The following is a 22,109-nucleotide window of genomic DNA, read 5'->3' as shown; positions in this document are numbered from 1 at the left end:
CTACGGGGTGGGGGCTGGGTGCGTCGATTTCCTGTCCGCGGCTCGGAGGTTCAGCTTGGCGGCGTGCCAAATGCTCGCAGGATCTGCTCAGCCGCCAAGGTCGCTGTCAACTCGCCCTCCCGTACCTGGCGTTCCAGATCCGGGGCCAGGGCGCGGACCGACGGGTTGGCGTGCAGGCGGCCCAGGAGTTCTTCTCGGACCATCGTCCAGGTCCAGTCCACCTGTTGCTCGCTGCGCTTCGCGGCCAGGCGGCCGGTGGACTCCAGCAGGGAGCGGTGTTGTTCGAGGCGTTCCCAGACCGTGTCGAGGCCGCTGCCCTCGCGGGCGCTGCAGCTCAGGACCGGCGGGGTCCAGGCCGCGTCGGCGGGGTGCATCAGCCGCAGGGCGCCTGCCAGTTCGCGGGCCGCGCTTTTCGCGTCGCGCTCGTGCGGGCCGTCCGCCTTGTTGACGGCGATGACGTCGGCCAGTTCCAGGACGCCCTTCTTGATGCCCTGCAGTTGGTCGCCGGTGCGGGCCAGGGTCAACAGGAGGAAGGAGTCGACCATGTTGGCCACCGCTGTCTCCGACTGGCCCACGCCCACCGTCTCGACGAGGACGACGTCGTAGCCCGCCGCTTCCATGACCACGATGGACTCGCGGGTCGCCTTCGCGACGCCGCCCAGCGTGCCGGCGGTGGGGGAGGGGCGGACGAAGGCAGCCGGGTCGACGGCGAGGCGTTCCATGCGGGTCTTGTCGCCGAGGATCGAGCCTCCGGTGCGGGTCGACGACGGGTCGACGGCGAGGACCGCGACCCGGAAACCCAGCGAGGTCAGCAGCGTGCCGAACGCGTCGATGAAGGTCGACTTGCCGACGCCGGGCACACCGCTGATGCCGATGCGGCGGGCCCGGCCGCTGTGCGGGAGGAGTTCGGTCAGCAACTCCTGCGCCATGAGCCGGTGTTGGGGCTTCGTCGACTCGACGAGGGTGATGGCGCGGGCCACGAGGGCCCGCTTGCCGTCGAGGACGCCCTTCACATAGGTGTCGAGCTCGATCACAGGGTGTGCCCGAGGTCGGTGGCCAGTCGCCGCACCAGGTCGTAGGCCGCGTCCGGGATCACCGTCCCGGGCGGGAACACGGCCGCCGCGCCCATCTCCAGCAGGGTGGGGACGTCCTGCGGGGGGATCACGCCGCCGACCACGATCATGATGTCCTCCCGGCCCTCCTCGGCGAGCGATTCCTTCAACGCCGGTACGAGGGTGAGGTGTCCGGCGGCGAGGGACGAGACCCCGACGATGTGGACGTCCGCCTCGACGGCCTGGCGGGCCACCTCGCCGGGGGTCTGGAACAGCGGGCCGACGTCGACGTCGAAGCCGAGGTCGGCGAAGGCGGTGGCGATCACCTTCTGGCCGCGGTCGTGGCCGTCCTGGCCCATCTTGGCGACCAGGATGCGGGGGCGGCGGCCCTCGGCCTCCTCGAACTCGGCCACGAGGGCGCGGGTGCGCTCGACGGACGGGGACTCGCCGGCTTCGGTGCGGTACACACCGGAGATCGTACGGATCTGGCTCGCGTGCCGCCCGTACACCTTCTCCAGCGCGTCGGAGATCTCGCCGACCGTCGCCTTCGCGCGGGCCGCGTTCACCGCCAGCTCCAGGAGGTTGCCGGTGCCCTCGGCCGCGCGGGTGAGGGCGTGCAGGGCGTCCTGGGTGGCCTGTTCGTCGCGCTCGGCGCGCAACCGCCGTAGTTTCTCGATCTGTTGGGTGCGGACGGAGGAGTTGTCGACCTTGAGGACGTCGATCTGCTCGTCGGTCTCCACGCGGTACTTGTTGACGCCGATGACCGGCTGGCGGCCGGAGTCGATGCGGGCCTGGGTGCGGGCCGCGGCCTCCTCGATGCGGAGCTTGGGGATGCCCGCGTCGATGGCCTTGGCCATACCGCCCGCCGCCTCGACCTCCTCGATGTGCTGCCAGGCGCGGCGGGCCAGGTCGTAGGTCAGCTTCTCGACGTACGCGCTGCCGCCCCACGGGTCGATCACGCGGGTCGTGCCGGACTCCTGCTGGATGAGGAGCTGGGTGTTGCGGGCGATGCGCGCCGAGAAGTCGGTGGGCAGCGCGAGGGCCTCGTCCAGGGCGTTGGTGTGGAGTGACTGCGTGTGGCCCTGGGTCGCGGCCATCGCCTCCACGCACGTGCGCGTGACGTTGTTGAAGACGTCCTGCGCGGTCAGCGACCAGCCCGAGGTCTGTGAATGGGTGCGCAGGGAGAGGGACTTGGCGTTCTGCGGGTCGAACTGTTTCACCAGTTTCGCCCAGAGGAGGCGGGCGGCTCGCAGCTTCGCGACCTCCATGAAGAAGTTCATGCCGATCGCCCAGAAGAAGGAGAGCCGGGGCGCGAACGCGTCCACGTCCATCCCCGCCTCCCGGCCCGCCCGGATGTACTCCACGCCGTCCGCGAGGGTGTACGCCAGCTCCAGGTCGGCCGTCGCGCCCGCCTCCTGGATGTGGTAGCCGGAGATGGAGATCGAGTTGTAGCGGGGCATCCGCTGCGAGGTGTACGCGAAGATGTCGGAGATGATCCGCATCGACGGCTTCGGCGGATAGATGTAGGTGTTGCGGACCATGAACTCCTTGAGGATGTCGTTCTGGATGGTCCCGGCCAACTTCTCGGGCGGTACGCCCTGTTCCTCCGCCGCCACGATGTAGAGCGCCAGTACGGGCAGCACCGCGCCGTTCATCGTCATCGACACGGTCATCTTGTCCAGCGGGATGCCGTCGAAGAGCTGCCGCATGTCGTAGATCGAGTCGATCGCCACGCCCGCCATGCCGACGTCACCGGTCACGCGCGGGTGGTCGCTGTCGTACCCCCGGTGCGTGGGCAGGTCGAAGGCGACCGACAGGCCCTTCTGGCCGGCCGCGAGGTTGCGCCGGTAGAAGGCGTTGGACTCCTCGGCCGTGGAGAAACCCGCGTACTGACGGATCGTCCAGGGCTGGTTGACGTACATCGTCGGGTACGGGCCGCGCAGATACGGCGCGATGCCCGGGTAGGTGGCGAGGAAGTCCAGGCCCTCCAAGTCCTGCCCCGTGTAGAGGGGTTTGACGGCGATGCCCTCCGGGGTCTCCCACAGGAGGTCGTCGCCGCTCGCCGCCTTCTTCACGGCGTCACGCCACTCGTCGGTGCCCGCTCCGGTGGCCGGGGTCCCCAGCTCGACCCCGGAGAAGTCGGGGATGCGCCCCATCGCTGCCATCAGGACACTCCCATGCGGTCGAGGGTGGCGGAGAGCACGGCTACGGCGTCGCAGCCCGCGAAGACGTAGGCGTCGACTCCTGGGTACTGCCCGGGACGGCCCGCGAGGAACACGTGCGCGGCACCGGCGGACGTCAACTCCCCGGCGACCGCGGCCGCTTGCTCCTCGTACAGCGCGTCGCTGGAGCACAGGCAGGCCTCGGTGGCGCCGCTGTCCGCGAACGTGCCCGTGGTGACGGGTTCGATGCCGCCCGCCTGGAACAGGTTCGACGCGAAGGAGAGCCGGGCGGTGTGCGCGGCGGCCGGGCCGAGCGCCGCCAGGAAGATCCGCGGCCGGGAGCCGGTCGCCGCGAGGTGGGCGTCGGAGCGGGCGCGCAACTCTTCGTAGGCCTCGTCGCGGCGCACGCGCGGCAGCCCGCCGGAGGGCTCCACGGGGGCCGGTGCCCGCTCCGGGAGGCGCTCGGTCAGGTTCGGGAACTCGCTCACGCCGGTGATGGGTTCGCGGCGCTCGGCGAGCTTCGCGCTGCGGGCCGCCCAGGTCGCGGCGAGGTCGTCGCGGAGGCTGCCGGAGCGCAACACGGCCGCCTGGCCGCCCTGTTGCTCGATGTGCTGGAAGAACTCCCAGCCCGCGTGGGCGAGTTCGTCCGTGAGGCGCTCCACGTACCACGAGCCGCCCGCCGGGTCGATCACCCGGGACAGATGCGACTCCTCGACCAGGATCGTCGAGGTGTTGCGGGCGATCCGGCGCGCGAACGCGTCCGGCAGCCCGAGCGCGTGGTCGAAGGGCAGCACGGTGACGGACTCGGCGCCGCCCACCCCGGCGGCCAGTGTCGCGACCGTCGTGCGCAGCATGTTCACCCACGGGTCGCGGCGGGACATCATCACCGGCGAGGTCACCGCGTGCTGCACCTGCCCGCCCGGCGCCCCGCACACCTCGGCCACCCGCGCCCAGAGCCTGCGCGCGGCGCGCAGCTTGGCGATGGTGAGGAACTGGTCGGCGGTGGCCGCGTACCTGAACTCCAGCTGTCCCACGGCCTGTTCGACGCTCAGGCCGGCCTCGGTCAGCTCGCGCAGATAGGCGACACCGGTCGCCAGCGAGGCGCCCAGCTCCTGCGCCGCCGAACCGCCGGCCTCGTGGTACGGCAGCGCGTCCACGGTCAGCGCGCGCAGCCCCGGGTACTCCTCGGCGCAGCGCCGGGCGAGCGCGGCGACCGGTGCGAAGGGGAAGCCCTCGCCGCCGGTGCGGGCCGCGAAGCCCAGCGGGTCGGCGCCGAGGGTGCCGCGGGCGGCTTCGGGCGCGACGCCCCGCTCCTCGTAGAGCCGGAGCAACTCGGCCGCCGCGGGCTCGACTTCGCTGCCCGCGTCGAGGGCGACGGGCGCCAGGTCGAGATAGACGCCGTCGAGGATGGTGCCGAGCGACGCGACCGGGATGCCGCGCTCGCCGACGACCAGCCACAGCGAGGTGACGCCGTTCTCCAGGTCGCCGAGGACCGCGCTGTTGTCGGCGGCCATGTGCCGCTGCCGTACGTCCCAGCCGCCCAGGGTGGTGCCCTCGGCGCGGGCACCGCGCACGAAGGGGGCGAAACCGGGCAGGCCGGGGTCGGGCGCGGAGTCGTCCGCGGTGTACAGGGGGCGGGCGCGCAGCCCGTCCTCCAGCGAGGTGGACAGGGCGTCTTCCGCTGCCGCGCCCGAGACTTCCTTGCCCGACTTGCGCAGGACGCCTGCCACCAGGCTTTGCCACTGCTCATGGGTCGCGTCAGGGAACTCGGCGGCCAGCGAGAGCCCGTCGTCAGGCAGGACCGTCATGCTCGGATGCTAGGGCAAATGCGCAGGTGAGCAGCAGAGGACGCGGCTGTGACCTTTGCCTCTCCGGGCGGTCTAGACCAGTCCGCGTGCCGCTCTCCGGCGGAGCTCCGGCGCGGCACGGGACCCGGGTGCGTCCGTCCCGCCGGGTGCGCGGCGGACGACCGGAGCCCCCTGACCGATCTCGACGGGCTCACCGCGCCGTCCCTGGCGGGGCCCGGGACTACAGCCCGATGTCCCTGCGGCTCATGTCGTCCAGCGACTCGCGGCGGACCAGTACCCGCGCGATCCCGTCGGCCACCGCGACGACCGGCGGACGGCCGACGAGGTTGTAACCGGACGCCATCGACAGGTGGTACGCCCCCGCCGCCGGTACGGCCAGCAGGTCCCCGGGATGGACATCGCCGGGGAGCGCCACCTCGTCCGCGAGGATGTCGCCCGCCTCGCAGTGCCGGCCCACCACGGTGACCAGGCGGGGCGGCGCGGTCGCGGGGCGGCCGATCAGCCGGGGTGCGTAGCGCACGCCGTAGAGAGCGGGCCTCGGATTGTCGCTCATGCCGCCGTCGACCGCGACGAACGTGCGGTCGCCGGTGCGCTTGACGGCCAGGACGCGGTAGACGGCGACCCCGGCGGGGCCGACGATCGCCCGGCCCGGCTCCAGGGTGAGCCGGGGCACCGGCAGGCCGGTGCGGGCGCAGCCGTCCTCCAGTTCGGCGCGGATCCGGCCCGCGAGGACGGGGATGTTCAGCTGCTCCTCGCCGGGGCGGTAGACGATGGCGTGGCCGCCGCCGATGTCCAACTGCGGGAGTGTGATGCCGTGTTGGTCACGGATGCGGGCCAACAGCCCCACCATGCGGCGGACCGCGGCGACGTACGGCTTCGTGCTGGCGATCTGCGAGCCGATGTGGCAGTGCAGGCCCACGAGTTCGAGATGCGGCTGGTCGAGTATCCGGGTCACCGCGTGCTGCGCGGAACCGTCGGTGATCGACAGACCGAACTTCTGGTCGTCGGTCCCCGTGCGCACCTTGACGTGGGCGCCGGCCGCGACCCCGGGCACCACCCGCACCATCACCTTCTGCCGGGTGCCGGCCGGGGTGATCGCGGCCAGCCGGGCGATCTCCGAGGTGCTGTCCACGACGATCCGGCCCACCCCGAGGCGCAGCGCGGTGCGCAGGTCCTCCGGGCTCTTGGCGTTGCCGTGCAGCACGATCCGCTCCGGCGGGAAACCGGTGGTGACGGCGAGCGCGAGTTCACCGGCCGAGCAGACGTCGAGGCCGAGCCCCTCCTCCTGCACCCAGTGGGCCATCGCCCGGCACAGGAACGCCTTGGCCGCGTAGACGACGTCGGCCTCCGGGAACGCCGTGCGGTAGGTGCGGCAGCGCTCGCGGATCTCCTGCTCGTCGAGGACGTAGACCGGAGTCCCGAAGCGGTCGGCTGCCTCGGCGAGGGAGACACCGCCGACGGTGAGGTCGCCGGTGGGGGCGGGGCGGGTGGAGCGGGGCCAGACGGCGAGGTCGTCGGCGTCCGCCGGGACCTGGGGCAGGACGTGCAGCGGGGCGTCCAGGATGGACATGGTGGCTCCTCAGCCGATCAGGAGGTTCAGGCAGGCGACGACGGCGGCGGCGCCGGTCACCCGCAGGGCGCCGACGTGCTGGGGATGCCAGCGGCGCCAGGAGTTCTCCCGCTCCCGCACGGCGGCGGCCGTACGCTCGGCGGCCGGGGCGGAGAACTGCGGGTCGACGGTGAGGGCCGTCACGCCGAGCGGTGCGGCGAGGGCGCGCAGCGCGGGTTCGGAGAGCCTGATGCTCGCCTGCTCGGGGCCCAGGGTGGCGGCGAGCCGCGCCGCCGAGGTGAAGCCGACCGCCGTACGGCCGCCCAGCGGCGTACGGAAGAAGCGGGCCGTGCAGCCCGCGGGACCCGACCGGACCGGGACGTACAGAAGTCCGGCCGGGACCCGTTCGGAGGGCTCGGCGTCCCCCGGCTCCTTGAGGCCCTCGGCGTGCTCGGCTTGCTCGACTGGAGACATCGTGCGGCTCCTTGCGGAAGGTGACGTGCGGGGCCCGGCCGGTGCGGCCGGGCGCTCTTCGAAGCTATGCCCGAGAGGGAGGGGTCCGGGTGCCGCTCTGACGGATGCTTGACGGGGGAGCGGCCAGCCATAACGCCCTGCTGACGGGGGGTACGACGGCTCAGCCGCCGCCCTCCGTCAGCTCCCGCGCGTCGACCGCGAGCCGCAGGGAGATACGGCGGTGCAGCGAGGCCAGCTCGCTCTCCAGAGGCGACGGCGGCACCGTCAGGACCGGGCAGTCGGCGTGCGCGACGCAGTACCGGGTGACGGACGGGAAGAGGGCGCGGAGCGGGCCTCGCGGACCCGTGCCGATGACGAGGAGGTCGTCCGGGCGGTCGGCGGTCTCCACCAGGGCGCGGCCCGCCGTGCCCCGGACCACCAGGCCCTGGAACGCGACCCCGGGACCCGTCTCGCCGAACGCCGCGTCCAGCACGGCGAGGAGCCGGTCGGCCGCGTCCCGGCGGAGCTGGGCCGCCGGGGGCGCCAACATCGAGCGCCCGTGGGCCAGTTCACCGCCGGGCGGCTCCCAGGCGAGCACGGCCAGCAGCTCCGCGTCGGTGCGGCGGGCCTCCCGCACCGCCCGGTGCAGCGCGGCCAGGCTGCCCGTCGACCCGCTCACTCCGACCACGGCACGTGCTCGCCCGCCACTGCTCATCGTCGCTCACCTCTCGGCGTACACAGTTGTCCGTGTCCCATCGAAGGGGCGAAGAGGACTGACGGAGCGCGGTGTTGGCGCGCGTCTGACGCCGGAGTGCCGAATCTTGACGTGGCGATGACGCCGTGACGGGTGCCGGCGGTGGCCCGTGCGGAGGGCGACGGGGGTGTGCCTTCGGTGGCTCATGGCGGGCGCGGTGCGGTGTGCCGTCGGTGGCCGGAAATGGTTCCTCGCCCAGCCTCCCGCGACCCGGCCGCGTCAACGAAGTGACCGTCCCTGGCAAAGCCCGGGGCAAGAATCGCCCCCGGCGCCCGCACCCGGGGCCGCAACGACCGTCTGGCAACGCACTGTTCACTCGGGAGCCGCCGGGAAGCGCCACTGTGCGGTCGTCGTCAGCTCAACTGCTCGCCAGGGAGGGCACCATGACCACACAGACCGAGACACCGGACGAGTCCGCGCAGTCGTCCGAGGGAGTCAGCCGGCGTCACGCGCTGGGTCTCCTCGGTACGGCCGGCGTCGGCGCGGCCGTCACCCCCTTGCTGGGAGCAGGCACGGCGCAGGCCGCCCCGCTCGCCGCCCCGGCCCTGCACCTCACCGCGGACTCCTCCGGCACATCCCCGGTCCAGGGCCTGCACCTCACCTTCGGCGCCGACCCGCGCACCCAGATGAACGTCTCCTGGATCACCGACAAACCGGTGACCAGACCCGCCGTCCGCTACGGCACGCTGGAGCACGGCTTCGGCTCCAAGGCCGACGCCCACACGGTCACTTACGTGGACGGCACCTCCAGCCGCACCGTCTACGTCCACCACGCCTCGCTGAAGCGCCTGTCGCCCGGCACCGACTACGTCTACATGGCCACCCACGAGGGCGCGACCCCCGACAGCGGCACCTTCCGCACCGCGCCGCGCGGCCGGGCCCCCTTCACCTTCACCAGCTTCGGCGACCAGTCCGCCCCGCAGGTCACCTGGGCGGCCGACGGCACCGTCGCCCTCGACGCGAACTCCACCCCGGCGACGAAGGACATCGTCACCGGCATCGAGCAGGTCGCCCCGCTCTTCCACCTCCTCAACGGCGACCTCTGCTACGCCAACCTGGACGTCGACCGGGTGCGCACCTGGAACAACTTCTTCACCAACAACACCCGTTCGGCCCGCTTCCGCCCCTGGATGCCGGCGGCCGGCAACCACGAGATCGAGAAGGCCAACGGCCCGATCGGACTCGGCGCCTACCAGACCTACTTCACCCTCCCCTCCACCGAGACCGACGCCGAACTCGCGGGCCTGTACTACGCGTTCACCGTCGGCTCGGTCCGCGTGATCGTGCTCCAGAACGACGACAACTGCCTCCAGGACGGCGGCGACGTCTACATCAACGGCTACTCCGGCGGACGCCAGCTCGCGTTCCTGGAGAAGGAGTTGAAGGCGGCCCGGGCCTCGCGCGACACCGACTGGATCGTCGTCGCCATGCACCAGGTGATGATCAGCTCCTCGGACGCCAACGGCGCCGACCTCGGGCTGCGCCAGAAGTACGGCCCCCTCTTCGACCGCTACGGCGTCGACCTGGTCCTGTGCGGCCACGAGCACAACTACGAGCGCTCGCTGGCCGTGCGCGGTGTCGTCACCGGCAGCGAGACGCTCACCCCGAACCCGGTCTCCACGGCCACCGACTCCATCGACACCGGTCTCGGCACCGTGCACATGATCCTCGGCGGCGGCGGTGTCTCCGGCACCACGAACCAGAGCTTCTTCAAGGACGGCACCGCCAAGGTCATCACCGCCGTGTCGTCGAGCCCCGGCTCCAACGGTAAGCGCACCTCCACCTACACCAAGGAGGAGGCGATCTGGACCGGCGTCCGCGACACCGAACACCCCTATGGCTTCGCGGCGTTCACCGTCGACCCGGGCCGCCACGCCGGTGACACGACCCGCATGCACGTCACGTACTACAACGTGAACAAGCCGCACGGCGAGCTGTCGGTCTTCGAGACGTTCACGATCCACCGCAAGCGCTCGGACGGCCACAGCCGCTGATCCTGGTTCCCTCCGCATCCCGGGGTCCCGCAGATCCACGTCCTTCCGGTGGACCTGCGGGACCGTCGGTGTCTTCAGCCCGTCGTCGCGGACTTCTGTCCGGAGGGCGCGATGGCGTACCACTCGCCGTCCTTGCCCTGGCCGTTGACCTGTCCGGCCGCCGTGTCGCCGATGTACCGGTACAACGGCCAGCCCGCGAGGGTGAGTTGCTTCAGGCCGCTCCGGTGGACCGTGCCGAGGAGGCTCTTCTCCACGCCCGAGGTCCGGACGGAGTCCTGCACGATGACCGGGATCCACGTCATCGTGCAGGCGCCCTTGCATGTCCACTTGGACGGGGACGGCTCGTCCTTGTCGAAGCGGTAGAGGGTCATGCCGTTGTTGTCGGTGACGACGTTGCCGAGGCCGTTCATCGCCTTGGCGGTCACGGCGGTGGTCGTGGTCCCGCCGTCGGAACCGGTGCCGGCCGTGGCGCTCGCACCCGCGCTCGTGCTCGGCGGTGAGGCCACCGGTGTCGAGATCGCGGGGTCCGACGCGGCCGGGGCGGCGTTGTCGGTGCCGGTGCCGTTCGAGGAACCGCACGCCCCCAGCAGCAGCGTGGAGGCGAGCCCTGCGACGAGGCTCAGGACGATGCGTCGCGGGTTCAAGGAAGTGCCCTTCGTCGGGGTCGTGTCTGCTTGCTCCCTTAGTACGTCGGCGGGTCCCGGCCCTCTCAGCCCCGGATTCCACATGACGCACTCTTGACCCCGGATCCGGATGTAACCCGGATCACAGCCGTGGGGTGCAGCGCGGTGGGGGGTCCAGGGCCTTTCTCTCTGTGTAAGGGGCTTGCCTGAACGGGGACGGTACGGATGGAACAGAGTCGGGCCGAGGGGTTCGACGGGTTCGTGGCAGCCCGCTGGTCGGCGTTGTTCCATCTGGCCTGTCTGCTCGTGGGAGGCGACCGGCACCGCGCCGAGGACCTCCTCCAGGAGGCCATGGTCAAACTCTGGTTCGCCTGGCCGAAGATCGGCGAGGAGGCACCGGAGCCGTATGTGCGCAGGATCCTCGCGCGGGCGGCGGCGCGTTCGGCGCGGCGGCGCTGGTGGGGCGAGCGCCCGGTCGAGCAACTGCCCGACCGGGCGGAGACCGGGGACGTGTCCGCCGTGGTGGCGGAGCGCTCGCGGCTGGAGGCGGCGCTGGCCCAGCTGCCGCCCGCGCAACGGGCCGCCGTGGTCCTGCGCTACTACCAGGACCTGCCCGACAAGCAGGTCGCCGAAGTGCTGGGGTGTCCGGTCGGCACCGTCCGGTCCCATGCGTCGCGGGGCGTGGCGCGGCTGCGCCGGATCCTCGGCGACGTCATCGAGCCGGTGGGATGAGGGGGAGCTGATGGACCACTTCGACCAACACGATCAGTTCGACCCGGGCGATCAGTTCGAACCGAGCGATCAGTTCGGCCCAGGCGCTCAGTTCGGCCAAGGGGATCAGCCGGGCCGAGGGGATCGGCTGGGCCAGGGCGATCGCCTCGACCGCTTCGAGCGGGAGCTCGCGCGGATGATGCGCGACACCCAGGAGACCACCCCCTTCGAACCCCGGCACCGGACTCGGCTCCGCGACGGCGTACGGGCCAGGCGCCGGGCCCGTACGGCGCAGAAGGCGGTCGGCTCCGCGCTGGCCGTCGCCGGGATCGGCCTCGGCTTCTTCCTGCTGCCGCACGACCGGGTGGACGACAGACCGCAGGCCCCGCTGCCCCGCCCCGCCCTGAGCCCGACCCTCCCCGGCCCCACCCCGACTCTGACCCCCGACACCACCCCGAGCGGAACCACCGGGCCGACCCCGACCCGCACCAGCGTGCCGCCCACCGCACCGACCACGACGCCGGGCGGAGGTTCGTCCACCCCGTCCACGGACCCGGCCACGAACAGCCCCGCACCGCCGTCCGCCACGGGGACGGCCAACACGCCCACGGGACACGGCACTTCGACGAACACGGCGACGGCACCCCCGGCGACCGAGTCGTCCGAGACGGTCGGTGCGGAGGCGACGAACACCGGATGACCCGCCCCACCACGTAAGCCCGCAAGCCCCTGGGCCTCAGCCCCTACACCCTCGTTGCGACATCGTGCCCGCCGGCGATCCCGCATGCCCTGCGACGCCTCACAGACCAGGACGAAACATGAAATTGCCGACGAGCCAGATGAGCCGACTACCGCTCCGCACACCGGTGTCGGCCCGCCAGCACGAGCCCGTCCTCGACGTGGTCGTCCCCGTGCACAACGAGGAGACGGACCTCGAACCGAGCGTACGGCGCCTGCACGCCCACCTGCTGGAGACGTTCCCGTACCCCTTCCGCATCACGGTCGCGGACAACGCCAGCACGGACGCGACCCCGCGCATAGCGGCCCAACTGGTCGCTGAAATACCCGAGTTGGAGTGGCTGCGGCTCGCCGAGAAGGGCCGGGGCCGGGCGCTGCACGCGGCCTGGTCCGGGTCGCGCGCACCCGTCCTCGCCTACGTCGACGTCGACCTGTCGACCGACCTCGCGGCGCTCCTCCCGCTGGTCGCCCCGCTGATCTCCGGCCACTCCGACATCGCGATCGGCACCCGCCTGGCCCGTGGCTCCCGGGTGGTGCGCGGTCCTAAGAGGGAGGCCATCTCCCGTTGCTACAACGCCCTGTTGAGATCCACCCTCTCCGTCGGCTTCTCCGACGCGCAGTGCGGTTTCAAGGCGGTACGGCGGGATGTCGCCGAGCGGCTGCTGCCGCTGGTGAAGGACTCGGGGTGGTTCTTCGACACCGAGCTGCTGGTGATCGCCGAGCGGGCCGGACTGCGCATCCACGAAGTGCCGGTCGACTGGGTGGACGACCCCGACAGCCGCGTCGACATCCTGTCCACGGCACTGGCCGACCTGCGCGGAATCGCGCGCATAGGACGGGAGTTGGCGCGCGGCACCCTCCCGACGGCGGGGCTGCGCCGGTCCGCCGCCGACGGTTCACCGCCGACAGGTCTGGCCGCGCAACTGCTGCGCTTCGCCGCCGTGGGCGCGGTCAGCTCGGTCGGCTACGTCCTGCTGTACGTGGCGTTGCGCCCGGCGGCGGGCGGCCAGGCCGCGAACGCGCTGGCGCTGCTGCTCTGCGCGCTCGCCAACACGGCCGCGAACCGCCGCCTGACCTTCGGACTGCGCGGCCGCACCGGCGCCCTCCGCCACCAGGCCCAGGGCCTCCTGGTCTTCACGATCGGCCTCGCCCTCACCAGCGGCTCCCTGGCCCTCCTCCACCGCGTGAGCCCAACTCCCGCGCGCGGCTTGGAAGTCGGGGTGCTGGTCGCGGCCAACCTGGCGGCAACCCTCGTACGGTTCCTGCTCTTCCGGGCCTGGGTGTTCCCGGCCGGGCGCCGCGACGAGGCGGAGGCGACGACGACATGAGCGAGACGACGACGTTGACGCGCCTCGTCGCCGAGGCCGCAACCGGCAGCCCCCGCAGGGAAGTTGGGGAGTTCCTGCGCCGCACGGTCCGCCACTACGGCCCGGTGCTCGTGCTGTACGGCGTGCTGAAGCTGATCGGCTTCGCCGTCTTCATGTACCTCCTGGACTCCGACGGCGGCTTCCGGACGAAGAACCCGCGCTTCGGCGGCGGCGCCCACGTGTGGGACGTACTCGCGACATGGGACGGCTGGTGGTACCAGCAGATCGCCGCGCACGGCTACGACCCCGCGCTCGTCCATGTCCCCGGCGCCACCGGCATGATCACCCTCGAAGGCAACTCGGCGGCCTTCTTCCCGCTCTACCCGGCGTCGATGCGCCTGGTCTCCGAGGTCACGGGCCTCGGGCTGTACGGCTCCGGGATGCTGGTCTCGGTCGTGGCGTCGTTCGCCGCGGCGCTCGGCGTCTACGCGGTCACGGTGAGGTTCGGGGGCAGGCGGGCCGGGTTCGCGGCGGCCGGTCTGTGGGCGGTGTGGCCCGGTTCCGGCATGGAGTGGGCGGCGTACTCGGAGTCCCTCTACATCGCCCTCGCGGTCTGGGCCTGCCACGCCGTGATGACCGACCGCTGGCTCACGGCGGGCGTCCTGACCTTCGCCGCGGGTCTGAACCGCCCCACGGCCGTCGCGTTGATCGCGGCCGTCACGGTCGCCGCGCTCCAGACGCTCCACCGCCGCCGGGACCACATGGCGACCCCCTGGTTCGCCATGCTGGTCGCACCGCTCGGCCTGACCGGCTACCTCCTCTGGGTCGGCAACCGCATGGGCAACCTGGCCGGTTACTTCGCGCTCCAGAAGGGCGCCTGGGGGCACACCTTCGACTACGGCAGACAGACCGCCGACGTCTTCAGCTCCATGGCGGTCGGCCGCTTCGACTACCTCTTCGCGTTCCCCTTCGAGGACACCATCGCCGCGGCCACCGTCCTCCTGGCCGCGCTCCTCCTCCCCTTCCTGATCCGCCTGCGCCCGCCGGCCGTCCTGGTCGTCCACACCCTGCTCACCCTGGCCCTGGTCCTGGGCAGCCAGCAGATCTTCGGCAACGTCTCCCGCTACCTGCTCCCGTGCTTCCCCCTCTTCATCCCCCTGGCCACGAGGCTGCGGACCGTCGGACTGCCCACGCTGTGCCTGGTGTTGGGGGTCGCGGCGGTCGCGTCCGGGTCCTATGCGGGGTACGTGTTGTTCGAGGCGGGGGTCCCGTAGGCGGGTCGGTCAGTCGGCCGCAGGCCGCCAACGGGGTTCCAGGGCAGGGGTGATGCTGCTCCGCCACACCAGCGCTCCGTCGATCAGGCCGGGCCTGTCACGGGTGGCGAGGGCGGGGGCTTCGAGCATGTCGGCGGCCTCTTCGAGGTACGTGACGAGGGTGTCGAGCACGTCGCCGGGTGGTTCGTTGTAGCGGGACCAGGACCCCAAGTAGCCGCTCTCGGCGTCGAGATGGAGCCCCGAGGTGCCGTCGGACGGCCGCCAGGCGACCAGCGGAATCCAGGTCGCCTTCCACACGGTGATCCGCTCCTCCTCGGGGCGCTTGGCGTTGAAGACGTCCTCGTGAGATTGGGCATCGGACCTGCGCCGATGGTGAGCGGCTACGGCGTCCAGGTCCAGCAGCGCCATGTTGCCCGGGAGACAACCACCGCCGCCTGCCCCGTCGTCACCCGCGGTCAGCATCCACAGGGTGCGCAGCTCGATGGGTATCGGGATGCCGAGTTTCGCCTCCAGGGCGGCGAGGGCGGGGGAGTCGGCACCGGGGCGGAGCGCGGCGTAGGAGTCGGGGGCGTGGGACTTGAGCCAGGAGGTGATGCGGTGCCAGGCGTCGGCGACCTGCCGCACCGTGAGGGCGGCAGCGGCGGGGTCGGCGGGTTGCTCCCGCTCGCCGGCCTCGACGGCAGGCTCGATGGCGGGCTCGGCGGAGGGGGCCACTCTCAGGAACCGGATCTCCACACGGTCCGGCTCGCGGATGTAACCGACCGACAGATCAGGGCAGTTGTCGAACATGTCACCGTCGACCGTCAAGTTCAGGATGCCGGGCAGCCCCGAGGGCTCGCCCAGGTCGGGATCGTCGGCGAGCTGACCTGCCACGGCCTTCAACGCGTAGGGAACATCCGGCCCGAGCCGAACGGCCAAGTCCCTTACATCCGGCTGGATTTCCACCTTCACGGCGTACTGCTCCTTGCTGGTCGGGCAGCGGGCGACACCGCTCACGCACCGGGTCCCGGCGTTCGACGGACGAGATCACCCTGACACGCGGGCCTCGATGGCGTCGAGCAGGAAGCCGAGGCTCCTGCGGAAGGTGTGGTCGGCGTGGAGCTGGGCGGCATCGCGCACCACAGGCGGCCGGCAAGTCGCCGGCCGCCTGTCGGTCGGCCTGGCTCGGACGGGATCAGAGGGTGAGGACGAGCTTGCCCCGCAAGTGGCCGGTGTCCAGCAGGCGGTGGGCGTCGGCGACGCGCTCGAACGGGAACGTCTCCTCCACGTGGACGCGGAGCCTGCCCTGCTCGACGAGTTCGACGAGACCGCGCAGGCCGACCGGATCGGGGTCGACCGCGATGCCGCTGAAGCGCAGGCCGGCCGCCTCGTAGCGGGCGATGAGGTCCTTGTCCTCCTCGGCGACCGCGGTCACCAAGTGGCCACCGGGGCGCAGCACTTGGAGCGAGCGCTCGACGGTGTCGCCGCCGATCGTGTCGAGCACGACGTCGATGTCACGGACCGCCTCGGTGAAGTCGACCGCCGTGTAGTCGATGACCTCGTCGGCGCCGAACCCCTCGACGAACTCCCGCTTGCCTCCGCTCGCGGTGGCGATCACGTACGCGCCGAGCGCCTTCGCGAGCTGGATCGCGATGTGGCCGACCCCGCCGCCACCGCCGTGGATCAGTACGCGGTCGCCCTCGCCCACGCCGCCGAGATCGACGAGGCCCTGCCACGCCGTCAGCCCGACGACCGGCAGCGCGGCCGCCTCGACGTGGGAGAGCGACGCCGGCTTGCGGGCCAGGTGCAGCGCGGGCGCCGACACGACCTCGGCATACGCGTTCGCGGCGTGCGGGAACAGCGGCATCCCGAACACCTCGTCGCCGGGCCTGAACCGCCAGGTCCCCGGCGCCTGTTCGACCACACCGCTGATGTCCCAGCCGAGGACGAACGGCGGCGGGCCCAGCAGCGGGAACTCACCGGCCCGCAGCCGCGCCTCCAGCGGGTTCAGCCCGATCGCCCGGACGCGGACGAGGACCTCGGTCGGGACGGGGCGGGGTTCGGGCGCGTCCACGATGGTGAGCACCTCGGGCCCGCCGAGCGTCTGCTGGGTGATGACCCGCATGGATCGCGTGGGTTCGGTGGAGCGGGTCGGTCGGGTGGGTCGTACGGGTTCCATGGGCTGCATGACTCTCCTGGCTGGGAAGGGGGGAGAGACCCACGCTAGGTTTCCGACAGGAACCGCCAGGTACCTTAGGCGCCATGAGCGGTTACGGTCCCGGTGATCCCTTCCTCGCCGACTGCCCGGCACGCCTGACGGTCGAACTCCTCGCCGACAAGTGGACCGCGGTCGTGCTCTACGGCCTCAGTCAAGGCCCCGTTCGCCACGGCGAGTTGGTCGAGCTGATCGGCGGCATCTCCCGCAAGGTGCTCACCCAGACCCTCCGCCGACTCCAGGCCCACGGCCTCATCCAACGCCACGCCTACGCCGAGGTGCCGCCCCGCGTCGAGTACGAACTCACTCCGCTCGGCGCGACGTTGATCGACCCGATCCACATGCTGACGGAGTGGGCGAGGGCGAACGGGGACGCCGTACTCGACGCGCTGGACGCCGACGCCGAGCCCGAGCCGGTCACTCACGGCGACTGAAGTCCCGTCGGTGCGCTGGGTGTTCGCACGCCGCCGGGAGACGGTGGTGATCACCGACACGGTCGGTTCAGCCACCCGCCGCGCCCACGGCACCACGGGCGGGGCCGGTCGGCGGAGCGGTCGGCGGAGTGGTCGGCGGAGCCTGCTGATAGAGCGCCACCAGCACACCGTGCACCGGCTCGTCCTCCGCGTCTTCTTCCGCGTCGTCGACCAACTTGGCGAGCGCCTCGCCGAGTTCCCTCGCCTTGGCAGGGCTCAGGCGCAGGTGGCGCAGGGTCAGGTGGTGGTCGGTGGGAGAGAGGTCCAGCTCCTGGGCGACGGCGGCGAACATCGCGGCGGTGCCCGCCGCATGGGGTTCGGCGACGAGCATGTGGCGGGCCGTGCGCTGGTAGTACTGCTCGGTGCCGCCACGGACCTGGCGCGTCTCGGCGACGTGGATGAGCCCGGCTTCGCGGAGCACCTTGACGTGATGGGCGACGTTGCCCTTCTTCGCGTCGAGCTGCGCCGCGAGCTGGCTGATGGTGGCAGGCCGATGCCCCAGAGCGAAGAGCAGCCGCTGCCGCAACGGGTGGGCGAGCGCCGCGAATTGCTCGGGCGCGCCGATCTCCAGCACGTCCTCGGGGGGCGGCGGATGGGAAGGCTGATCACGCATAGAGAAAGTGTCTAATCTTGTTGACGCTTTCGCAAGGGCGGTGCTCTACTCCCTTCCATGACAACCCTGACGAAGCTTCAGCCCGCCCCCGTCATCGACGAGACCGCCCGACTCCTGACCGAGCACTACGTCTTCCCTGACATAGCAGAGCAACTGGCCGCCCTGCTGCGTCGACGCCTCTCCGAGGGCGCCTACGACGTCGACGACGCCGAGGAGTTCGCCCGACTGGTCACCGCCGACCTGCAATCCGCCAACGGCGACCGCCACTTGAGACTCAAGCACCACGCCGACCCCGTACCCCCCAAGCAGGGAGCGGCCAACTTGGCTGCCATCCGCCGGGACTTCGACACCTCGCTGGGCGGTGCGCCCCGAGTGGAACTGCTCAACGGCGGGGTCGCCGTACTGGAGTTGGCCCCGATGCTGTTCCCGCTGGAGTGGGCCGCCGAGCCACTGAGCGCCGCCCTCACCCTGGCCTCCCGCGCCCAGGCACTGATCATCGACCTCCGCGCCAACCGGGGCGGCGACCCGGACGCGGTCGCCTTCGTCTGCAGCTACCTGCTCGACGAACGCACCCACCTCAACTCCATGTACTGGCGCGCAGGCGACCGCACCGAACAGTCCTGGAGCCTCCCGCACGTCCCCGGCACCCGCTTCGGCGGCACCAAACCGCTGTACGTCCTGTCCAGCACCGACACCTTCTCCGCCGCCGAGGAACTGGCCTACGACCTCCAGCAACTCGGCCGCGCGACAGTCGTCGGCGAGCGCACCCGGGGTGGCGCCCACCCGTGCGAGGGCTGGACCGTCCACCCCCACCTGGAGGCCACGGTCCCGGTCGGCCGCGCCGTCAACCCCGTCTCCGGCACGAACTGGGAGGGCACCGGCGTACAACCGGACGTCCCGTGCGCCGCGGCGGACTCCCTCACTCAGGCCCACACGCTGGCCCTCGCTCAACTGGCAGGCTGACTAGGAACCGTGACCTCCCGGCGGGTCAGGGAGCGGGCGCCGAGGCGGAACTGGTCGAGTTTGTCGACGATCGTCCGGCCGACGGGGGTGTGGCCCCAGACGCTGATGCCCTGGTGGGTGCTGGGCTGCCAGGTGGTCTCGTCGATGACGACGGGGTTCCAGCCGACCTCCCATTCGAAGCCCGAGGGGGTGCGGGCGTAGTAGGAGAGTTCCCTGTCGTTCGTGTGCTGGCCGACGGACAGGGCCATGTCGAAGCCGAGTTCGTGCACCCGCTGGTAGCTGCGGGCCACGTCGTCGAGGGTGGCGGCCTGGATGTTGAGGTGCTGGACGCGGGTGCGGACCGGGTCGATCGGCAGGCCGCGGACGGCGGCGACCGCGATGGAGTGGTGGCGTTCGTTGACCCGCAGGAAGCGGATCTTGAGTTTGACGCCGCTGATGGTCTCGTCGATGCAGTCCGTCAGGCGGGCGTCGAAGACGGTGTCGAAGTAGCCCCGCAGCTGTGCCGGCTTGGTGGACGTGATGGCGATGTGGCCCATGCCCGAGTCGCCTGTGACGAACCCGGACGCGAGCATCCGCAGCGGCTCCGCGGCCTTCACCGGGGCGGTGCAGATCTCCTGCGTGATGCCCTTCGGACCGGGGAAACGCAGCAGGCGTTCGACGCCCCGCAGGGCCGCGTCCTCCGCGGTGCCTTCGACGACCGGTACGCCGTGGGCGCGCACCCGGGCCTCGATCCGCTCGTAGGCCGCGTGGTCGTCGATGTGCCACCCGGTCGCCACGACGTCCTCGGCCGGCCCGCGCCGCAGCAGGAACCGGCACTCCTGGTCGTCGAGCCGGAACCGCGTCAGGCCCGAGTCGAGGTCGTCACGGTGCATGCCGATGGCCTCGGTGCCGAAGCGGCGCCAGTCGGCGAAGCGCTGGGTCTCGATGACGACGTAGCCCAGGTGGACCGCGCCGAAGACCGAAGCGGTGGTGTTCATCGGCGGCCTGCCAGGAAGTCGGCGCAGAGCCGGTTGAACAGTTCGGCGCGTTCGAACTGGACCCAGTGACCGGTGTTGGCGACCTCGTACAGATCGCAGTTGGGCATCCGCCCGGCCAGCATCCGGCCGCCGCTGGGCCGGTTGACCTTGTCGGCGGCGCCCCACAGCACCAGGGTCGGCACGAGCAGCCGGGACAGCCGGGCGTCGCGGGTGAAGTCCATTCTCCACACGGCGCGCAGTGACTTGGGGCGTCGCAGCGGCGGAGCCGCGACGACCTCCGGGTCGATGCTGTCGCGATAGCGCGCGTCGATGACGCCGTCCGGCACGTCGGCGGCGTTGAAGACCAGGTAGGTGCGGATGAACTTCTCCAGCTTCAGCCGTGAAGGGCCGTCCCCGGAGTAGTAGTTGAGCAGGCTGTTGAGGCCCGGGGTGGGCAGCGCGCGGGTGGTGCCGACGCCGCCGGGGCCCATCAGGACCATGCGGTCGACGCGGTCGGGGGTGTCCAGGGCGAGCCGCAGGGCGCACGCACCGCCGTAGGAGTTGCCGACCAAGTGGGCCCTGTCCAGGCCGAGTTCGTCGAGGAGGCCGCGGATCGCGTCGGCGAGGTGGCCGAAGGGATCGGCGCCGTCGACGCCCTTGGTGCTGCGGCCGTAACCGGGCAGGTCGGGGACGATGACCCGGTACTGCTTGGCCAACTCCCCGATGTTCCGCTGGTAGTTGGAGACTCCGGAGGCGCCGGGTCCGCCGCCGTGCAGCAGCAGTACGGGCGGCCCGTCTCCGGTCTCCGCGACGAAGATCTTCTTGCCGGCGACATCGAGCAAGGACTCCTGCATCGACGGCAGTTCGGTGTACGTGGTCATGGCGGTCCTCACAGGGCGATCGAGGCGGTCGGGCGCGACGCCGGGGCGAATCCGGTCGGGGGCGGCGGGAGTTGGGCACCGGCCGGAGCGGCCGCGTAGACGTACGCGTCCGGGCGCAGCGCGAGGGTGGCCGCGCGGTGCCCGGCCATCCAGGGCAGCAGGACGCCTTCGCTGTCGACGACCGTGCCCTCGGCCGGCTCGGAGCCGCCGGGTGTGACGGTGAGCGAGGGAACACCGAGGCGGTCCCACGCGGACTGGGGCACGGCGTGCTTGCCGTGCAGGAGCAGCCAGCGGCCGGCGAGGACGTCGTCCAGCCGTACGCGTTCACCGTCGGGGCCGGTCACCCAGGGCTGCGGGATCTGGTGGCCGGACGCCCTGGTGCGGGGGAGGGCCTGGAAGCCGGCCGAGTAGCGGGCGACGGGTATCCAGTGGGAGTCCTGGAGCCAGTTGCCGAAGCCCGGTATGCGGCTGAGGCCGCGCAGCGCGGTGTTGCGGATGCGGGTCACCGGGCGGCGCCGCTCGGTGATGATCCCTCCGACGAACACCGCCCGCCTGGTGATCTCCTTGACGTGCGGCTTGCGTTCGGCCTCATAGCTGTCCAGCACCGCCTCGGGCAGTTCGCCGCGCAGCACGGCGGCCAGCTTCCAGCACAGGTTGGCCGCGTCCCGCACACCCGCGGCCATGCCCTGGCCGATCCACGGCGGCATCGCGTGAGCCGCGTCGCCGGCGAGGAAGACCCTGCCCGTACGGAAGCGCGCGGCGAAGCGCACGTGGTGGCTGTAGACGGTGGCCCGCAGGATCTTGATCTGGTCCCGGCTGATTCCGTACCGCGAGACCATTTCGTGGATCGCGTCGTCCGTGGTCAGGTACCGCTCGTCGTCGCCGGGCAGGATCGGGAACTCCCAGCGGTGGTGCCCGAGCGGGGTCGGGCAGTCGACGGCGGGCCGGTCCGGGTCGCAGCGGAAGCGCAGCCGGTCGTGGTCCGGCCACGGCTTCAGCATCTCGGTGTCGATGACGACCCAGCGGTCCTCGTACGTCCTGCCCTCGTAGCCGATGTTGAGCTGGGCGCGGGTGAGGCTGGAGCCGCCGTCGGCCGCGACGACGTAGGAGGCGCGCACGCGGTGCACGGCGTCGTCGGCCGTGCCGACCACCGTCAGCTCCACGCCCTCGGCGTCCTGGCGCAGCCGCAGACACTCGTGCCGCAGCAGCACCTCGACGTTCGGGTGGCGGGCGACCCCGTCGCGCAGGACGCGCTCCAGCGCCGGCTGGTAGACGAACATCTGCGGCGGATGCCCGTGCCCGCGCGGGGTGGGGCGCGCGCTGAGGAACGGCCGGCCACGCGCGTCGACGAAATCGAGGGGCCGCTCGGCCAGCATGTCCTGCTTCAGCCGGTCGGCCAGACCGGTGCGCTGCCAGATCCGCAGGACCTCCTCGTCGGTGGAGATCGCGCGGGCGCGGGCGTAGATCTCGGCGTCGCGTTCCACGACGACGACCCGCAGGCCCATCGCCCCCAGCAGGTTCGCGGCGGTGACACCGGTGGGGCCGTAGCCGATCACCGCCACGTCGTAGGTCATGTCTCCGGCTCTGAACTCGCTCACCCGGCA

20 protein-coding genes are annotated in these 22,109 nt (G+C 71.7%); 7 read left to right on the top strand and 13 right to left on the bottom strand.

What is annotated here, in order from left to right; genetic code table 11:
• Positions 1-50: 50 nt before the first annotated feature.
• The 6 genes from meaB to OHT77_RS09880 all read right to left on the bottom strand — a co-directional run bounded on the left by meaB (position 51) and on the right by OHT77_RS09880 (position 7,739).
• Positions 51-1,034 (bottom strand): methylmalonyl Co-A mutase-associated GTPase MeaB, encoded by a 984-nt coding sequence (gene meaB, locus OHT77_RS09905; RefSeq protein WP_328827785.1) that lies wholly within the window; start codon positions 1,032-1,034, stop codon positions 51-53.
• The gene (scpA, locus tag OHT77_RS09900; protein ID WP_443047974.1) at positions 1,031-3,217 is read right to left on the bottom strand and encodes a methylmalonyl-CoA mutase; all 2,187 of its coding nucleotides are present in this window, start codon (positions 3,215-3,217) and stop codon (positions 1,031-1,033) included. Before scpA ends, meaB begins: the two co-directional genes overlap by 4 nt.
• Complete coding sequence (locus OHT77_RS09895; protein ID WP_328827784.1) at positions 3,217-5,022, bottom strand: methylmalonyl-CoA mutase subunit beta; 1,806 nt, start codon at positions 5,020-5,022, stop codon at positions 3,217-3,219. The genes scpA and OHT77_RS09895 overlap by 1 nt, the downstream gene beginning before the upstream one ends.
• A gap of 220 nt (positions 5,023-5,242) precedes the next feature.
• Positions 5,243-6,592, bottom strand: a complete 1,350-nt coding sequence (lysA, locus tag OHT77_RS09890; RefSeq protein ID WP_328827783.1) for a diaminopimelate decarboxylase — start codon at positions 6,590-6,592, stop codon at positions 5,243-5,245.
• 9 nt (positions 6,593-6,601) lie between these two features.
• Positions 6,602-7,045 carry an SAV_915 family protein gene (locus OHT77_RS09885; protein WP_328827781.1) on the bottom strand — a complete coding sequence of 148 codons (444 nt, stop codon included), beginning with the start codon at positions 7,043-7,045 and terminating at the stop codon, positions 6,602-6,604.
• Positions 7,046-7,205: 160 nt separating this feature from the next.
• Positions 7,206-7,739 carry a universal stress protein gene (locus OHT77_RS09880; RefSeq protein ID WP_328827779.1) on the bottom strand — a complete coding sequence of 178 codons (534 nt, stop codon included), beginning with the start codon at positions 7,737-7,739 and terminating at the stop codon, positions 7,206-7,208.
• Between the two features lie 422 nt (positions 7,740-8,161).
• Between OHT77_RS09880 and OHT77_RS09875 the strand changes: the two genes are divergently transcribed.
• Complete coding sequence (locus OHT77_RS09875) at positions 8,162-9,772, top strand: purple acid phosphatase family protein (RefSeq protein ID WP_328827778.1); 1,611 nt, start codon at positions 8,162-8,164, stop codon at positions 9,770-9,772.
• A 74-nt stretch (positions 9,773-9,846) separates the two neighbouring features.
• On the opposite strand, the gene OHT77_RS09870 is transcribed toward OHT77_RS09875, so the two are convergent.
• Complete coding sequence (locus OHT77_RS09870) at positions 9,847-10,416, bottom strand: hypothetical protein (protein ID WP_328827777.1); 570 nt, start codon at positions 10,414-10,416, stop codon at positions 9,847-9,849.
• Positions 10,417-10,620: 204 nt separating this feature from the next.
• Here OHT77_RS09870 and OHT77_RS09865 point away from each other — a divergent pair, with 204 nt between their 5' ends.
• The 4 genes from OHT77_RS09865 to OHT77_RS09850 all read left to right on the top strand — a co-directional run bounded on the left by OHT77_RS09865 (position 10,621) and on the right by OHT77_RS09850 (position 14,425).
• A complete protein-coding gene (locus OHT77_RS09865; RefSeq protein ID WP_328827776.1) occupies positions 10,621-11,127 on the top strand; it encodes a SigE family RNA polymerase sigma factor in 507 nt (168 codons plus the stop codon).
• 10 nt (positions 11,128-11,137) lie between these two features.
• Positions 11,138-11,806: a hypothetical protein gene (locus OHT77_RS09860; RefSeq protein WP_328827775.1), complete on the top strand. Its 669-nt coding sequence runs from the start codon at positions 11,138-11,140 to the stop codon at positions 11,804-11,806.
• Between the two features lie 139 nt (positions 11,807-11,945).
• Positions 11,946-13,172 (top strand): glycosyltransferase, encoded by a 1,227-nt coding sequence (locus tag OHT77_RS09855; RefSeq protein WP_328834203.1) that lies wholly within the window; start codon positions 11,946-11,948, stop codon positions 13,170-13,172.
• On the top strand, positions 13,169-14,425 hold the full coding sequence (locus OHT77_RS09850; protein WP_328827773.1) for a hypothetical protein: 1,257 nt from the start codon (positions 13,169-13,171) through the stop codon (positions 14,423-14,425). The genes OHT77_RS09855 and OHT77_RS09850 overlap by 4 nt, the downstream gene beginning before the upstream one ends.
• A gap of 9 nt (positions 14,426-14,434) precedes the next feature.
• Here OHT77_RS09850 and OHT77_RS09845 read toward each other — a convergent pair whose 3' ends face one another.
• Positions 14,435-15,421 (bottom strand): hypothetical protein, encoded by a 987-nt coding sequence (locus OHT77_RS09845; protein ID WP_328827772.1) that lies wholly within the window; start codon positions 15,419-15,421, stop codon positions 14,435-14,437.
• A gap of 178 nt (positions 15,422-15,599) precedes the next feature.
• Positions 15,600-16,529: an NADP-dependent oxidoreductase gene (locus OHT77_RS09840; protein ID WP_328834202.1), complete on the bottom strand. Its 930-nt coding sequence runs from the start codon at positions 16,527-16,529 to the stop codon at positions 15,600-15,602.
• A 137-nt stretch (positions 16,530-16,666) separates the two neighbouring features.
• Between OHT77_RS09840 and OHT77_RS09835 the strand changes: the two genes are divergently transcribed.
• Positions 16,667-17,053, top strand: a complete 387-nt coding sequence (locus tag OHT77_RS09835; protein WP_328827770.1) for a winged helix-turn-helix transcriptional regulator — start codon at positions 16,667-16,669, stop codon at positions 17,051-17,053.
• A 67-nt stretch (positions 17,054-17,120) separates the two neighbouring features.
• Here OHT77_RS09835 and OHT77_RS09830 read toward each other — a convergent pair whose 3' ends face one another.
• Positions 17,121-17,705 (bottom strand): ArsR/SmtB family transcription factor, encoded by a 585-nt coding sequence (locus OHT77_RS09830; RefSeq protein WP_328827769.1) that lies wholly within the window; start codon positions 17,703-17,705, stop codon positions 17,121-17,123.
• Positions 17,706-17,762: 57 nt separating this feature from the next.
• Between OHT77_RS09830 and OHT77_RS09825 the strand changes: the two genes are divergently transcribed.
• Complete coding sequence (locus OHT77_RS09825; RefSeq protein WP_328827767.1) at positions 17,763-18,668, top strand: S41 family peptidase; 906 nt, start codon at positions 17,763-17,765, stop codon at positions 18,666-18,668.
• Here the strand turns inward: OHT77_RS09825 and OHT77_RS09820 are convergent.
• From OHT77_RS09820 to OHT77_RS09810, 3 genes are read right to left on the bottom strand one after another with little or no spacing between them, the layout of a single operon-like run.
• On the bottom strand, positions 18,653-19,645 hold the full coding sequence (locus tag OHT77_RS09820; protein ID WP_328827766.1) for a VOC family protein: 993 nt from the start codon (positions 19,643-19,645) through the stop codon (positions 18,653-18,655). The two genes, OHT77_RS09825 and OHT77_RS09820, sit on opposite strands and share 16 nt — an antisense overlap.
• Positions 19,642-20,505, bottom strand: coding sequence for an alpha/beta fold hydrolase (locus OHT77_RS09815; protein ID WP_328827764.1), 864 nt, complete (start codon positions 20,503-20,505; stop codon positions 19,642-19,644). Before OHT77_RS09815 ends, OHT77_RS09820 begins: the two co-directional genes overlap by 4 nt.
• A gap of 8 nt (positions 20,506-20,513) precedes the next feature.
• Positions 20,514-22,079: a bifunctional 3-(3-hydroxy-phenyl)propionate/3-hydroxycinnamic acid hydroxylase gene (locus OHT77_RS09810; RefSeq protein ID WP_328834201.1), complete on the bottom strand. Its 1,566-nt coding sequence runs from the start codon at positions 22,077-22,079 to the stop codon at positions 20,514-20,516.
• Positions 22,080-22,109: the final 30 nt, after the last annotated feature.

It is taken from the genome of Streptomyces sp. NBC_00252 (assembly GCF_036187565.1).
GTDB lineage: Bacteria > Actinomycetota > Actinomycetes > Streptomycetales > Streptomycetaceae > Streptomyces.
This window is presented reverse-complemented; position numbering and strand designations above follow the sequence as displayed.

Bases quoted from the DNA above. Each gene is read 5' to 3' on its own strand.
- scpA (WP_443047974.1), bottom strand. From the start codon at position 3,217: ATGGCAGCGATGGGGCGCATCCCCGACTTCTCCGGGGTCGAGCTGGGG.
- OHT77_RS09895 (WP_328827784.1), bottom strand. From the start codon at position 5,022: ATGACGGTCCTGCCTGACGACGGGCTCTCGCTGGCCGCCGAGTTCCCT.
- lysA (WP_328827783.1), bottom strand. From the start codon at position 6,592: ATGTCCATCCTGGACGCCCCGCTGCACGTCCTGCCCCAGGTCCCGGCG.
- OHT77_RS09885 (WP_328827781.1), bottom strand. From the start codon at position 7,045: ATGTCTCCAGTCGAGCAAGCCGAGCACGCCGAGGGCCTCAAGGAGCCG.
- OHT77_RS09880 (WP_328827779.1), bottom strand. From the start codon at position 7,739: ATGAGCAGTGGCGGGCGAGCACGTGCCGTGGTCGGAGTGAGCGGGTCG.
- OHT77_RS09875 (WP_328827778.1), top strand. From the start codon at position 8,162: ATGACCACACAGACCGAGACACCGGACGAGTCCGCGCAGTCGTCCGAG.
- OHT77_RS09865 (WP_328827776.1), top strand. From the start codon at position 10,621: ATGGAACAGAGTCGGGCCGAGGGGTTCGACGGGTTCGTGGCAGCCCGC.
- OHT77_RS09860 (WP_328827775.1), top strand. From the start codon at position 11,138: ATGGACCACTTCGACCAACACGATCAGTTCGACCCGGGCGATCAGTTC.
- OHT77_RS09855 (WP_328834203.1), top strand. From the start codon at position 11,946: ATGAGCCGACTACCGCTCCGCACACCGGTGTCGGCCCGCCAGCACGAG.
- OHT77_RS09850 (WP_328827773.1), top strand. From the start codon at position 13,169: ATGAGCGAGACGACGACGTTGACGCGCCTCGTCGCCGAGGCCGCAACC.
- OHT77_RS09840 (WP_328834202.1), bottom strand. From the start codon at position 16,529: ATGCGGGTCATCACCCAGCAGACGCTCGGCGGGCCCGAGGTGCTCACC.
- OHT77_RS09835 (WP_328827770.1), top strand. From the start codon at position 16,667: ATGAGCGGTTACGGTCCCGGTGATCCCTTCCTCGCCGACTGCCCGGCA.
- OHT77_RS09830 (WP_328827769.1), bottom strand. From the start codon at position 17,705: ATGCGTGATCAGCCTTCCCATCCGCCGCCCCCCGAGGACGTGCTGGAG.
- OHT77_RS09825 (WP_328827767.1), top strand. From the start codon at position 17,763: ATGACAACCCTGACGAAGCTTCAGCCCGCCCCCGTCATCGACGAGACC.
- OHT77_RS09820 (WP_328827766.1), bottom strand. From the start codon at position 19,645: ATGAACACCACCGCTTCGGTCTTCGGCGCGGTCCACCTGGGCTACGTC.
- OHT77_RS09815 (WP_328827764.1), bottom strand. From the start codon at position 20,505: ATGACCACGTACACCGAACTGCCGTCGATGCAGGAGTCCTTGCTCGAT.
- OHT77_RS09810 (WP_328834201.1), bottom strand. From the start codon at position 22,079: ATGACCTACGACGTGGCGGTGATCGGCTACGGCCCCACCGGTGTCACC.